General features: G+C 75.3%; 8 protein-coding genes. All 8 read right to left on the bottom strand.

Annotation, left to right across the window (positions count from 1 at the left end):
* Window positions 1-12 precede the first annotated feature (12 nt).
* Genes ABD140_RS07055 through ABD140_RS07020 form a run of 8 tightly spaced genes read right to left on the bottom strand, consistent with a single transcriptional unit; the run spans window position 13 to window position 13,671 of the window.
* Window positions 13-981, bottom strand: a complete 969-nt coding sequence (locus tag ABD140_RS07055) for a methyltransferase (RefSeq protein WP_344238013.1) — start codon at window positions 979-981, stop codon at window positions 13-15.
* Entirely contained in the window at window positions 971-2,302 is a 1,332-nt protein-coding gene (locus ABD140_RS07050) for an MFS transporter (RefSeq protein WP_344238011.1), read from the bottom strand. Before ABD140_RS07050 ends, ABD140_RS07055 begins: the two co-directional genes overlap by 11 nt.
* On the bottom strand, window positions 2,299-6,492 hold the full coding sequence (locus ABD140_RS07045) for a non-ribosomal peptide synthetase (protein WP_344238009.1): 4,194 nt from the start codon (window positions 6,490-6,492) through the stop codon (window positions 2,299-2,301). The genes ABD140_RS07050 and ABD140_RS07045 overlap by 4 nt, the downstream gene beginning before the upstream one ends.
* A complete protein-coding gene (locus ABD140_RS07040; protein ID WP_344238007.1) occupies window positions 6,486-7,067 on the bottom strand; it encodes a DUF6875 domain-containing protein in 582 nt (193 codons plus the stop codon). Before ABD140_RS07040 ends, ABD140_RS07045 begins: the two co-directional genes overlap by 7 nt.
* Window positions 7,064-8,359: an FAD-dependent oxidoreductase gene (locus ABD140_RS07035; RefSeq protein WP_344238005.1), complete on the bottom strand. Its 1,296-nt coding sequence runs from the start codon at window positions 8,357-8,359 to the stop codon at window positions 7,064-7,066. Before ABD140_RS07035 ends, ABD140_RS07040 begins: the two co-directional genes overlap by 4 nt.
* A complete protein-coding gene (locus ABD140_RS07030; RefSeq protein ID WP_344238003.1) occupies window positions 8,356-9,324 on the bottom strand; it encodes a hypothetical protein in 969 nt (322 codons plus the stop codon). The genes ABD140_RS07035 and ABD140_RS07030 overlap by 4 nt, the downstream gene beginning before the upstream one ends.
* Window positions 9,321-12,263 (bottom strand): non-ribosomal peptide synthetase, encoded by a 2,943-nt coding sequence (locus ABD140_RS07025; RefSeq protein ID WP_344238001.1) that lies wholly within the window; start codon window positions 12,261-12,263, stop codon window positions 9,321-9,323. The genes ABD140_RS07030 and ABD140_RS07025 overlap by 4 nt, the downstream gene beginning before the upstream one ends.
* On the bottom strand, window positions 12,232-13,671 hold the full coding sequence (locus ABD140_RS07020) for a class I adenylate-forming enzyme family protein (RefSeq protein ID WP_344237999.1): 1,440 nt from the start codon (window positions 13,669-13,671) through the stop codon (window positions 12,232-12,234). Before ABD140_RS07020 ends, ABD140_RS07025 begins: the two co-directional genes overlap by 32 nt.
* Between the last annotated feature and the right edge of the window lie 76 nt (window positions 13,672-13,747).

Here is a 13,747-nt window from a genome sequence, read left to right as displayed (position 1 = left end):
TCCCGGCCGCCTTCACAGGCGAACGGCGGTGAGCAGCAGATGCGCGGGATGATCGGGGAGGTCGGTGAGCCGGACCGTGCAGCCCGCCTCCACCGCCCAGCCGGCCAGTTCCGAGGACGGATGCAGCCGCCCGCCCTGGGTGTGCCAGAGGTTGAGGTCGAAGAACCGCTGGAAGGCTCGCTCGGCGGGCGCGTCCGGAGCCGGGTCGGACTCCAGGATCAGCAGCGTCCCGCCGGTCCGCAGCGCCGCGGCCGCCTCGGCGACGAGCGCCCGGGCCCGGACGGAGGTGAAACCGTGCAGGACGTTGCAGAGCAGGACGACGTCCTGGCCCCGCTCGGTGATCGCCCCCGGCCTGCCGAGATCAGCCCCCCGTCCCGTGACCGGCCCGTCGAATCCCGCCTCGGCGACGACGGACGGCAGGTCCACGACCGTCGCGCGCAGCTCCGGGCTGCGGGCGCAGAACACCCGGCTGAACGTCCCGCTGCCGCCGCCGACGTCCAGGAGCGACCGGGTCCCGCCGGGCAGTGTGATCGCCTCGGCGAGCCCGGCGGCCATCCCTTCCTGCAGCCGGTGGAAGCGGCGGCGGACCTCGGGCCGGTCGTCGAGCCAGGAGTAGAAGGTCCCGTCGGGCACCCCCGACCCGACCGCCTCGGCGAGCCCCTCCCAGGGCCCCGCGGCCAGCGCCGTCCACAGCGGCAGCACCTCTCCCCAGTGCCCGCGCAGCCCCGCCCCGGCGGGCCGCTCGGCGTAACGCCCGTCCTCCAGCGCCAGGTAGCCGCTCTCGACGAGGGCGTCCAGCAGCGCGCACAGCGGTTCGCGGGCCGCGCCCGTCCGCGCCGCGAGCTCCTCCGGGGCCGCCGGGCCCTCGGCCAGCGCGTCGAACACCCCCAGCCGCAACGCGGCGACGGCCGCGTGGCAGGCCAGCAGCCCGAGCAGGTGGGTCATCGGGTCGGCCGCTTCGGCCTCGGGCTCAACGGGCATGGTCCACCTCCGGGTGGCGGGTCGGCGGGATATCGGGAAGGGTGTCCGGGAGCGTGCGCTCGAGGGTGCGCAGGGACGGGGTCAAGGTGGTGGCGGCGAGCGCGGCCAGCAGCACGGCGGCCAGCAGGAAGAGCGCGGCGATGCCGCGGCCGTCGCCCGTGCCGGTCAGGACGCCGACGCTTCCGGCGAGCGCGCCGCCGGGCGCCAGCAGGGGTTCGGCCACCTGCTCGCTCAGCGGCCCGGCGGCCAGGTAGGCGAGCGGCTGGGCGGCCTGGCCCAGGGCCTGGACGGTGCCCGTGACACGGCCGAGCGCGGCGGGCTCGACCTTCGTCTGGAACAGGGTGCGGCCGCAGCCCTGCACGATCGGCAGGGTGAACAGGAAGACCGCGGCGGCAGCGCCCACCAGGAGCGGCGAGGGGCTGGGCGCGTGCAGGACCAGCGCGGCGGCGCCGGCCAGCATGAACAGGGTGATGCCGTTCATGCGGCGGCGCGGACCTCCCCACGCGCCCATCGCGAGGCTCCCGGCGAGGACGCCGCAGCCGCCCGCGAGCATGAGCACGCCGAGCGTGGCCGGTGGGGCGAAGGCGAGGATGAGCGGCTGGACCAGCACGCCCGCCAGGCCGTACACGAAGTTGTAGCCGGTGAACACCAGGGCGAGCAGCAGCAGGGGGCGCCGCTCCCGCAGGTACCGCCAGCCCTGGACGAGGTCGGCGCGCAGCGGGGGCGGAGCGGCCGGGCGCTCGGGCCGCAGCACGTGCTCCGGCAGCCGGACGGCCAGCAGCGTGCCCACCGCCACCGCGAACGAGGCCAGGTCCAGGAGGATGACGCCGCCCGTCCCGACCGCGGCGAGCAGCGCGGCGGCCACCGCGGGCGCCGCGATCTGCGCGGCCATGCCCAGCTGCATGAGCCCGTTGGCGCGGCCGAGGTGGCGGGCCGGGACGAGCAGCGGGGTGATCGCCTGGTAGGCGGTGAAGTGGAACGTGCCCGCCGCCGCGCCGACGGCCGCCGCGACGCACACGTGGACCGGATGCAGGTTCCCGGTGTGCACGAGCACGGCGAGCACCGCGGTGACGGTGCCGCCGGCGCAGTCGGCCGCCACCAGCACCTTCCTGCGGTCGAACCGGTCGGCCACCACCCCGGCGAGCGGTCCGAGCAGCACCGGCGGCAGCATCGCGGCGAGCATCACCAGGGCGAACCCGGTCACCGACCCGGTCGTCTGGTAGACCCACACGCCCAGCACGAACGAGGTCAGGGCCGACCCGACGCTCGACACCAACGAAGTGCCCCAGACCAGGGCGAAGCGCAAAATCTCAGTGGTCATGCGAGGGCTCCGGCGGAGGCGAGGAAGTCGAGGTAGCGGCCGATCAGCGTCCGGTCGGCGGGCGGGCAGGCGCCCAGGTCCCGCTCGGTGCGGGCGCAGTCGAACTCCGGCCGGGGGAAGTCCGGCGCGGTCTCCGGCAGGGACGTCACGAAGGGGGCGAGGGCGAGGCCGGTCCCGGCGGCGAGCCGGGCGTTGACCTCGTCCCGCCAGCGCTCCCAGGGGACGAGCGCCGCGTCGCGGCCGTGCGACCGCAGTGCTTCGGCCAGCTCCGGATATCCGATGGTGGCGTTGTTGAAGTAGTGGTGGTCGCGGCCGGTCGCGTCCGGGTCCATGACCGCCCGGGTGATCGCGGCGGCCACGTGGTCGACGGGCGTGACGTCCTCGGTGTGGGCGAGGTCGGGTACGCAGCCGGTCTGCGCGAAGGTCCGCAGGAGGCTGCTGAAGTAGTCGCCCGGGTCGGCCCGTCCGGTCAGGGAGTGGCCGCCGATCCGGGCGGGCCGGTGCAGGCTCACCAGGATCCCGGCCGCGCGCGCCTCCCGGCAGAGCCGGTCGGCCGCCCACTTGCTCTGCTCGTAGGGGCCGGGCAGCCCCGCGGGATCGTCCGGGGCGTCCTGCTCGGTGACCCGGGCGCCGAGGAAGCGGTCGGCGATGTACACCCCGAGCGTGGACACGGCGTGGACGGGTGTGCCCCCGCCGAGCGCGGCCAGCCGCAGCGCCTCGACGGTTCCCCCCACGTTGGGCGGGCGCAGCCGCTCGTACGGCTCGGTGAAGCTGACGAGGCCGCCGTTGTGGCAGATCGCGTCGCAGCGCCGGGCCAGGTCGCGCCATTGCGCCTCGTCCAGACCGAACCGGGGCAGCGCGAGGTCGCCCGGCAGCGCGACGATCCGTCCCGGGTCGCCGTCCAGGTCCCAGGAGCGCAACGCCTCCCGCACCCGGGCGTGGCCCTGGGCGGCGCCGTCGGCCCGCACCAGGCACAGGACCGCTGTCTCCGGGCGCGCCAGCAGCTCGGCCAGCAGGTGGGCGCCGAGGAACCCGGTCGCCCCGGTGAGCAGGACGGTACGCGGCGGTTCGGACGGAACACGTCCCGCCGCACGAATCTCCGGTGGCAGCGGCTCCCGCAGGTCCGGCGGCTCGGCGGCAGGCGAAGGAACGGGCGTGGGGGTGTTCGTTTCACCGAGCCTGCGGGCGAGGTCGGCCAGGTCGTCGGAGGCCAGCAGGTCTTCCAGGGGCATCCGTGCGCCCAGGGCGCGTTCGACGGCGGCGGCGATTCTCGTCGCGATGATCGAGCTGCCGCCCAGGGCGAAGAAGTTGTCGGTGCGTCCGACTCGCGGCACCTCCAGGACTTTCGCCCAGATGGCGGCGAGAGCGCCTTCCAGCGGGCCTTCCGGTGGCGCGTAGCCGTTCTCGGCGGCCGGTACGGGCGGCAGCGCGGCGAGGTCGACCTTGCCGTGCGGGGTGCGCGGCACACTCCCGACCGGGACGAACACGTCGGGCATGAGGGCTCGAGGCAGCTTTTCCCGGACGAAGCTCCGCAGCTCCCCGGGAAGCACCTTCGTCGCCGTGTAGGCGACGAGCCTTCCCTCCGCCGCGATGACCGCCGCGTCGTGCACCTTTGGATGCGCGGTCAGCGCCGACTCGACCTCTCCCGGTTCGACACGGAATCCGCGGATCTTCACCTGGCGGTCCGCCCGTCCGAGGAACTCCAGCAGGCCGTCCGTCCGCCACCGTGCGAGATCCCCCGTCCGGTACATGCGTCCGCCGCTCCATGGATCGGGCACGAACCTCTCAGCGGTGAGTTCCGGGGCGCCCAGGTAGCCCAGGGCCACGCACTCCCCCGCCAGGTACAGCTCTCCCGGCGCGCCCGGGGCCGCGAGCTCCCCCTCCGGGGTCAGTACATGGGCGCGTACGTGCGGCAGCGGCCGTCCGATCGGCAGGTGCGCGACCCGCCGCCCTCCGGTGGCCGTGTACTCGGCGGCGTCGACGGTCGTGGAGAGGGTGGCGCAGACGGTGGCCTCGGTGGGGCCGTAATGGTCGTGGAAGCGGACGCGGGAGCCGGTGGCCTTCGCCCAGGCGGCGACGGCCGGTGTCGGGACGCGGTCGCCGCCGACCATGAGGGTGGTGACGGGCCACTCCGGCGGGACGCGGACGGTCCCGGCTGCCAGATCGTCGGTCCAGCCGCGCCACAGCGCGACGGGGGCGTCCACGGCGGTGACGGAGTGGGCGGAGCAGAAGGCGACGAGCCCGGCGGCGTCGAGGCGGGCGGGCTCGGGGTGCAGGACGAGGGCGGCGCCCGACGTCAGGGCCGGGAAGAGGTCGCCGATGGAGGCGTCGAAGGTCAGCGGAGGCAGCATGAGGACACGCTGCCCGGGTGCGAAGCAGGTGTGCGCTTCGACGAAGGAGCGGGTGAAGCGGGCCAGACCGCGCCGGCCGACCATGACGCCCTTGGGCTCGCCGGTCGAACCCGAGGTGAAGATCACATAGGCAAGGCCGTCGGGCGGTGCGCCGCCCCCGGGGAGGCGGCGGATGCCGTCCGCGTCGATGACGGCGTCCGCTCCCGAGCGCCGCAGCAGGGCGGGCGCGCGCGGATCGTCCGGGGAGAGCGGCAGGTACGCCGCGCCGGCCCGCAGCGCGGCGAGGATCGCGATGATCGCGTCCGGCCCCTGGGGCAGGACGATCCCGACGAGGCGCGTGTCCGCCAGCCGCGCCCCCAGCAGCCGCGACTCCCGTTCCAGCTCCCGGTAGGTGAGGGTCCGCCCGGCCGCGATGAGGGCGGGCGCGTCCGGCTGCCGGTCCGCGACCGCCAGGAAGCCTTCGACGACGTCCGGGACCTGCGAGGCGTCCGCGGGGACGTCCAGAAGGCGGGCGTGCTCGGCGGCGGTCAGGGCCGGGGTCCGGCGGATCGGCGCGGCCGGGTCCGCGACGCAGGCGCGCAGCAGCCGTACGATCTGGTCGCGGAAGCGTGCCGCCTCGGTCTCAGTGAGCAGCTCGGCGGCGTAGTCGAAGTACAGGTCGATCCCGGGGCCGCCCGGCGAGACCAGCATCGTCAGGTCGAGGCGGGAGGTCGGGGCGACCAGCGGCCACGGTTGCGGGACCGTCCCTTCCGGCGCGGGGTCCGGCCCTCCTTGCTCCATGACCAGCATCGTCTGGAACAGCGGGTTGCGGCCCGGTTCGCGGGCCGCCCCGCACGCCGCGACGATCTCCTCGAACGGGACGTCCCGGTGCGCGAGCGCGTCCAGGACGACGGCCCTCACCTCGCGCAACTGCTCGCGGAACGTGCGGTCCTCCGACACCGCGCAGCGGATCGGCAGGGTGTTGACGTAGAACCCGACGGCGTCCTCCAGCCCGGGGGCGTCCCGCTCGCTCGACGGGGTGCCGATGACGACGTCCCGTTCTCCGGAGTGGCGGGAGAGGGCGATCATCATCGCGGTGAGGAAGACCGTGAAGGGGGTGCAGCGCTCCCGCCGGGCCAGGTCCAGCAGGTCGCGCGAGAGGCCGGGGTCGAGCCGGGCGGCGCAGTGCGCCCCGCGTACGCCCGGCTCGGCCGGACGCGGCAGGTCCGACGGCGGACCCTGCACGGCGGGCGCCCCGGCGAGCCGTTCGGCCCAGTGCTCCCGGCCCCCGGTCTCCCGCCCGGCGGCCCATGCCGCGTAGTCGGGGAACTGCACCGGCTCACCCTGCGGTGCCTCACCCCGGTAGCGGGCGGACAGCTCGGCCTCCAGCAGCCCCAGCGACCGCCCGTCGCAGATGATGTGGTGCAGGCACCACACGAGGACGTGGTCGTCCTCGCCCAGGCGCAGCAGCAGTGCCCGGTGCAGCGGAGGCCGGTCCAGCCGCAGCGGGCGGGCGACGAACTCCTCGCTCACCCGCCGCGCCTCGGCCACCGGGTCCGCCGCGCCGGACACGTCCCGCGCGTCGAGCACGTCCGGCGCCTCGGCCACGACGTGCTGGACGGGCCCGTCGGGTCCGGCGCCGATCCAGGTCCGCAGCGCCTCGTGCCGGGCGGCGGTCTCCCGTAGCGCCGCCCGCAGCCGGCCCGCGTCCAGCGGCCCCCGGTACCGCCTGCCGCTCCAGCACAGGTAGGCGCTCCCGGAGCCGCTCGAGGAGAACCCCGCCTGCTCCAGGAACCACAACCGCGCCTGCGCCGGCGTGAGCGGGGCGGCCGTGCCCGCCGGACGGCGAGGGATCAGCACGGCACGCTCCCGAACAGCTCGGCGTGGACGGACAGCAGCGCGGGGTCGTGGGCGAGGAAGGGCCGGTCGGTGGGGACCATGTGCCGCAGGCCCAGGAGGGGGACGGGGCTGTGGAGGGGGCGCCAGTCGGAGTTCCAGAGGCCGCCTTTGGGGGGCGGGCCGTCGTGGAACTCGCCGATCATGAGGCCCCGGCGGACGAAGGACTCCCGGAGCGCGGCCTGGGCGCGGTCGATCAGCTCGCGGCGCGCCACGCCGGGGAAGAGCAGCAGGATCGTGGTGAAGACCGCTTCGGGCTCGGTGCGGGGCGCCAGTTCGAGGAACCAGTCACGGTAGCGCTCGGCCACCGGGACGATGCCCTCCAGGCCGTCGACCCGGCCCGGGACGACGTGCAGGTAGAACGTCCTGCGGGTCAGCGCCCCCTGCGCGTACGGGCAGACGGGGCCCTTGCGGCCGAGGTCGGGATGGCCGTTCACCAGGTAGCGGCGGGCCCACGCGAGGATCTCGGCGGCCTCCGGCACCTGGGTGTCGGTGGTTTCCAGCAGGCTCAAGGCGGGGTCGCGGGGATGTGTGATCATCGCTGTTCCGTTCGGAGGGTGCGGGCCGCGGCGGCGCCCGCCGCCAGCCCGGCGGCCAGCGTCGTCGCGGCCAGCGCCAGGTCCTGGCGCCGGGCGCGGGCGATGGCGTCGGCGTAGGGGATCGCGGTGTGGGAGACCATCGTGTAGAGCGGCAGCCAGCGGCCCGGCAGCAGGCGGGCGAGCTCCCGGTCGGCGCGGGCGCGGGCCAGCCGCAGCGGGGAGCGGGTGCCGTCGCGCAGCTCGGCGAAGTTGCGCTCGGACAGGTCGGCGAGCACGTCGGTGTGGGGTTTGCGGGCGGCCTGGTAGGCGGCCAGGGCCGCGGCCCGGTCGCCGGAGTGCCGCTCCAGGCAGGCGTCCAGGACGAGGCAGTCCTCCAGGGCGGCGTTCATGCCCTGCCCGTAGAACGGGGTGACGGCGTGCGCGGCGTCGCCCACCAGCACGACCCCGCCGCCGTGGTGCCAGGGCGAGGTGCGGACCGTCACCAGGTGCCCGACGGGACGCGACCGGAACTCCTCCAGCAGGCCGGGGACGAGGCCGGGCACCTGCGGGAAGTGCTCGGCGAAGAAGGCGGCCACGGCGTGGTCGCCCGTCAGCGCCTCGAAGCCGGCCGGGCCGCGCAGCGGCAGGAACACCGTCCCGGTGTGGGAGCCGTCCACGTTCGGGTGCCCGAGCACCAGGCCGTGCCGGCCGGGCCACAGGTTCAGCGCCTTGTGCGGGATCGGCGCGCCCGGCGGGATCGTCAGCTCCTTGTAGCCCCACTCCAGGTAGTCCTGCCGGTAGTCGGCGGGCCTGCCGCGCTGGAGCAGGCCGCGGACCGTCGAGAACACCCCGTCCGCGCCGACGACCAGGTCGAACCGCTCGGACGTGCCGTCCTCGAGGATGAGCACTCCCCCGTCCGGGTCCAGTCCCGCGCAGGCCGCGCCGAACCGGAACTCCGCCCGCTTCTCCGCGCGGGTGATGAGCATCCCGTTGAGGACGTCGCGCCGGATCGAGTGCAGCACCTGCGACGGGTCGGTGCCGTAGGGGGCGAAGACGGGAAGGGCGCCCGGCCGGTGCACGACCCGCCCCCGCATGGGCACCAGGTGGGGGGCGAGGTCGTCCCACAGGCCGATCCGGCGCAGGGCCCGGATGCCGCGCGCGGAGATCCCGAGGTTGACCGACCTGCCCTCTCCCCCGTTCCCGGTGCGGGGGTCGCGGCGCCTGTCCACGACGGTCACCGCGTGCCCCCGTTCGGCGAGCAGCGCGGCGAGCAGCGGGCCGGCCAGGCCCGCGCCGACGATCGCCGCCTTCACCGCGCGGCTCCCAGCGTCGTCGGGCCGTGCGCCTTCAGGTCCGCGGCCGTCAGCCGGACGAGGTCGTGGTGCGCGGCGAGGTCGGGGGTGTCCAGCAGGAGCGGCTCCGCTTCGGGGAAGTGCCACAGCAGGTCCTCGACCAGGTAGCGCAGGTAGGCGGGCCGCAGCTCGGCGAACGTGCGGAGCTGGGCCTTCAGGTGCCAGGTGTGGTGGAAGAGCCCGGAGTGGTCGGGCCCGTCCCAGGCCTCCCGCCCGCCGAGCCAGAACCGCTCGGTGACCGGGCGCAGGTCGGTGCCCAGGGCGCGGGCGACGGCCGGGGCCAGGCGCTGCTCGGCGAACACCGCGCGTACGTGCACGCCGCCTTCGTGGAGCCCGGCGTTCCCGACGGCGTACTCCAGCCCGGCCCGCGCGTAGGCGGCGCGGTGCTCGTCGTCGAGGAAGACCGAGATCGCCATGTTCGCGGCGGGGGTGTCGAACGTCCAGCGGGACAGGTCGGCGCCCGCCCGGTTGGGCACCTCGGCGACGTCGGGGTAGACGGCGGGGTCGAGGTCCTCCCAGTGGGCGAAGACGAAGCCCGCTCCGGCGGGGATCTCCAGCGGCCGGCGCAGGTAGAGGTCGGTGTCGACGATCGCGAAGGGTGCGCTCAGCCGGGACGCGGCGTAGATCTTCGCGCCGGTGGAGTAGACGAGGGGGTCGAGGTCGATGTCCTCCAGCTCGTCCAGGAAGGTGTCCACCTGGTCGTAGAGGGCGTCCAGGCCCTGCTCCTTGGCATAGGTGGCGCCGAGCGAGTCGGTGGCCAGGCCGATGCCGCCGTGGTGGCGGCGCCAGGCGAGCGCGCTGTGCACGCTCGTCACGATCTCCTCCGCCGGAAGCCGGTAGGGGCCGTTCCCGGCGAGGCCGCCGAGGCGCTCCAGCCCGTGCCGGTACGGGCTGGTCCAGTTGACGTGCAGCGCGGGAAGGCTCACACCGCCTCCTTGGCGAGCAGCCGGTCGGCGTACGCGGCCAGGCCGGTGATCGTCGGGGTGTCGTAGAAGACGTGCAGGGGCAGGTCGGGACCGAGGCGGGTGCGGATCCGCGCCGCGATCTGGGTGATGAGCAGGGAGTGCACGCCCAGCTCGAACAGGTCCTCGTCGGGACCGATCTCCGGCATCCGCAGCACCTCGGCGACGATCTCCCGGACCGTCGAAGCGGTGCCGGTGAGCGCGGCGCCGGCGGCGGGCCGCGCGGCGGGCTCGGGCAGCGCGGCGCGGTCGACCTTCCCGTTCGGGGTCAGGGGCAGCGCGTCCAGCGCGGTGAACCGCGCCGGGACCATGATCGAGGGCAGGGCCGCGGCGCAGTGCGCGCGCAGCTCGGCACGGCTCACCTCGGCGGCCGTCACGACGTAGGCGGCGAGCCGCCCGTCCCGGACGGCGACGGCGGCGCGGGACACGTCGGGGTGCTCCAGCAGCCGCGCCTCGATCTCGCCGGTCTCGATCCGGTGGCCGAGCAGCTTCACCTGGCCGTCGCGGCGGCCGAGGAACTCCAGCTCCCCGTCCGCGCGGAACCGGGCGAGGTCGCCCGTGCGGTAGATCCGTTCTCCCGACGGCAGGGTCGTGAACCGCTCGGCGGTCAGTTCCGGGCGGTTCAGGTAGCCGAAGGCCAGTCCCGCGCCTCCGACGCACAGCTCGCCGGGCACGCCGCACGGCAGCGGACGCAGCCCCTCGTCCAGGATGTGGACGGTGGTGCCGGGGAGCGGGAGGCCGATCGTCACGGAACCGGTGACCTGCGGGCGCGTCACGGGACCGGTGACCTGCGCGCAGGTCGACCAGATCGTGGTCTCGGTCGGCCCGTACATGTTGAACAGGCGGCGGGTCCGGGCGAGGACGGCGTCGGCGAGCGGCCGGGGCAGGGTCTCCCCGCCCGCGAGCGCGGTGACGTCCGGGCGGTCGAAGCCGCCGTCCAGCAGGAGCTGCCAGCCCGACGGCGTGGCCTGCACGTGGGTGACGCCGTGCCGCTTGACCAGCAGGGACAGGGCCGCGCCGTCGCCGCTCAGCGCCTCGGGCGCGATCACCACCCGGCCGCCGGTGACGAGCGGCAGGTACAGCTCCAGCGCGGAGATGTCGAACGACGGCGAGGTGAGCCCCAGCCAGGTGCGCCCGGCCTGGTCGCCGAGCCGCTCCCCGACGCCGAGCAGCAGGTTCACCAGCGCGGCGTGCCCGACCTCCACGCCCTTCGGCCGCCCCGTCGAGCCGGAGGTGTACAGGACGTAGGCGCGGTCGGCGGGCTCGGGGCGGGCGCCTTTCCGGTCGCCGCCGGCCGAGGTGGCGTCCTCCACGACGAGCAGCGGCGCGTCGTGCACCGGGACCGTTCCCAAGAGGCGCTTGGGGGTGAGGACCACGGCGGGTGCGGCGTCCTGGAGCTGGAACGCCAGCCGCGCGATCGGGTGGGAGGGGTCGAGCGGCAGGTAGGCGGCGCCCGCCTTGAGGACGCCGAGCAGGGCGATCACGGTGCAGGCCGACCGGTCGGCCTGCACCGCCACCAGGGAACCGCGGGACGCTCCCGCCCCGGCCAGGGCGGCGGCCACGGCGTCGGCGGCGGCGTCCAGTTCCGCGTAGGTGAGCGTCCGCTCGTCCTCCACGACGGCAGGGGCGGACGGTGCGCGCGCGGCCTGCTGCTCGAACAGGTCCACGAGGGTGACCGGGGGTCGGGACACGGCGGTGTCGTGGCGGGGCTGGGGCTCGTCCACCAGCTCGGCCAGCGGGGTGTCCGGGGCCGCGGTAACCTGGGCGAGCAGGGTGCGCCAGTGCCCGGCGATCCGCTCGGCGGCGGCCCGGTCCAGGTGCGCGGTCTGGTACTGGAGGCTCACGTCGCAGCCCTCGGGGCCGTCGGCCACGACGACGCGCAGCGCTCCGCGGCCGACGCCGTTGAAGGAGATCCAGTCGACGTCGGCGGTCAGGCCGGGGAACTCCGGCACGGCGTCCCTGCGGCGGTAGCTGAGCGACACCTGCGGCAGGGCCGTACCGGGCGTGATCCCCGAGACCGCCCGGGTCGGCGGTACTTCCCGCACCCGGAACAGGCCGCGGAGGTCGCGGCGCAGGCCGTGCTCGAAGCGCAGGCTCCGCGCGAGCCTCTGGAACGTCCAGTCCGGCCGGAGGCGGGTGAAGACCGGCAGTTCGGCGGCGAACATGCCGATCCGGTCGCGGTCGGCGTCGGCGCGGGTGCCGAGGTCCACGCCGATCGCGGCCTCGGTGTTGCCGTACCGCCACAGCAGTGCCTGCAGGGATGCCAGGATCGCCTCGAAGCGGGTCACGCCGAGGGCGTCCAGGTCGGCGTCCAGCCGGAAGCGGATCTGCTCGCCGGGTCCGTCCGGCGGGCACGGCCCGTCCAGGAAGGGCAGCGCCGCCGGTTCCGGGGTGCGCCAGCGCCGCTTCCAGAACTCGCGGGCCGTGCCGAGCACCTCGGCGACCCTGGCCTCCTCCTCGGCGGCCAGGTCCGCGTCGCGCAGCGGCGGCAGGTCCTCGCCCGCGTAGGCGGCCGCCAGATCCCGCAGAAAGATCGACTTGGACTCCCCGTCGAAGACCGTGTGGTGGGCGACGGCCGTCAGGCGGCAGGAGTCCCCTCCCGGCTCCAGGCCGATCCGCATGAGCGGCCCGCGTTCCAGGTCGAAGGGCTCGGCGGCGTCGACCGGCCCCTCCAGCACGCGCGGGGGTTCGGCCGCCGGGGCCAGGAACGGCGCCCCGTCCTCCTCGCGCACCGCGCAGGACAGGACGGGGTGGCGGGCCAGCACCGCCTCGACCGCCGCTCGCAGCCGCGGCACGTCGGCCTTCCCCGAGAAGACGACGGTCAGCGGGATCGCGTAACCGCCGTGTCCGGCTCGCTCGGCCAGCCAGACGTCACGCTGGCGAAGGGTCGCTGGTCGTTTCATGGTTCCTCACCTCTGCGAGAAGCTCACGGACCCTCGGTTTGAGGATCTTTCCTGTGGTGGTTCGAGGGAAGTCGTCGACGAACGCGATGCGCACCGGGCGTTCGTGGCGGGCCAGGCGGTCGGCGAGGAAGCGTTTGAGCCGGGGCGCCGTCACCGGCTCCGCCGTGCGGACCGCCGCGCCGACGACCGCGCCCATCACCGGGTGCGGCAGTCCCACGACGGCCGCCTCGACGACCGCCGGGTGCTCGTGCAGGGCCGCCTCCACCTGCACGGTGGAGACCTTGAGGCCGCCGCACTTGATGACGTCGGACTCGCGGTCCGTCAGGTGCAGGTGGCCGTCGTCGTCCAGGCGGCCGAGGTCCCCCATCCGCACCCAGCCGTCGCGGAAGACGTCCGAGCGCTCCTCGCCCAGGTAGGAGCGGGGCGGCGCGGGGCAGCGCAACCACACCTCGCCGACCTCCCCGGGGGCGGCGGCCTCCCCGTCGGAGCGCAGGATCCGCAGGTCGCGCGGGTCCGCTGGGGCGCCGAGCGAGCCGGGGCGGCGCGGGTCCACGATCATCGCGGTGCGGGCGGGCGCGGACTCCGTCGAGATGTAGCAGTTCACGACGGTCGCGGCCGGGAAGACGCGGGTCAGCTCCAGCGCCGTCGCCGGGGGCAGCGCCGCCGCCGAGGAGCTGACCAGGAGCACGCTCGACAGGTCGTGGCCGCGGTGGGCGCCCGAGCGCAGCAGTTCCGCGGCCATCGGGGGGACGAGGAACACCGTGCCCACCCGGTGCTCGTCGACCAGGGCGCAGAACCGGGCCGCGTCGAAGAACGGCAGGGCCAGCGCCGCCGGGTGCGCGGTCAGGGTGTCCATGAGCATCATCTGCGCCGCGTTCGTCCCGATCGGAAAGGCATGGGCGAACAGGCGGGAGTGGGCGTAGGGGCGGACGCGAGGGTGCGGCCGGTACCCGTACGCCAGGTTCGCGTGGCTGGCGGCGACGGCCTTGGGCGTGCCGGTCGTCCCGGAGGTGAAGACGATCTGGGCGAGGTCTTCCGGGTCGATCCGCACGTCCGGCGGCCGGGCTCCGAACGGTTCGAGGCCGTCCAGTCCGGTCAGGGTCAGCCGCGCGCCCGCCGTCGCGCGCAGCCCGTCGGCCTGGGCGGGCGGCAGGCCCGTCGGGAGCGGCAGCACGGCCCCGCCCGCCTTCTGCACGCCCAGGCAGGCGATCGCGAACTCGGGCCAGTCGCCTCCGTCGAAGGACAGCGCCACGGGTTCGCCGCGCCGCACTCCCCTGTCGAGCAGGGCGCGGGCGACCGCGTCGGAGCGGCGGTCCCACGCGCCGAACGTCAGGGAGCGGCCGCCGGGAGTCATGATCGCCGTCCGGTCGGGCTGGTCGGCGGCGCGCGCCCGCAGCAGTTCCGGCACGGTTCGGACGACCGCAGCAGAGCGAGGATCGGCCGAACCGGCCCCCGGGGATCCGGGGGTCGTCCCCCGGTCTGGC

The sequence above is a fragment of the Actinocorallia libanotica genome (assembly GCF_039525175.1).
GTDB classification, from domain to species: domain Bacteria; phylum Actinomycetota; class Actinomycetes; order Streptosporangiales; family Streptosporangiaceae; genus Actinocorallia; species Actinocorallia libanotica.
This window is presented reverse-complemented; position numbering and strand designations above follow the sequence as displayed.

What these genes read in the sequence shown, in the direction of transcription:
- ABD140_RS07055 (WP_344238013.1), bottom strand. Translation starts at nt 981, where the DNA reads ATGCCCGTTGAGCCCGAGGCCGAAGCGGCCGACCCGATGACCCACCTG.
- ABD140_RS07050 (WP_344238011.1), bottom strand. Translation starts at nt 2,302, where the DNA reads ATGACCACTGAGATTTTGCGCTTCGCCCTGGTCTGGGGCACTTCGTTG.
- ABD140_RS07040 (WP_344238007.1), bottom strand. Translation starts at nt 7,067, where the DNA reads ATGATCACACATCCCCGCGACCCCGCCTTGAGCCTGCTGGAAACCACC.
- ABD140_RS07025 (WP_344238001.1), bottom strand. Translation starts at nt 12,263, where the DNA reads ATGAAACGACCAGCGACCCTTCGCCAGCGTGACGTCTGGCTGGCCGAG.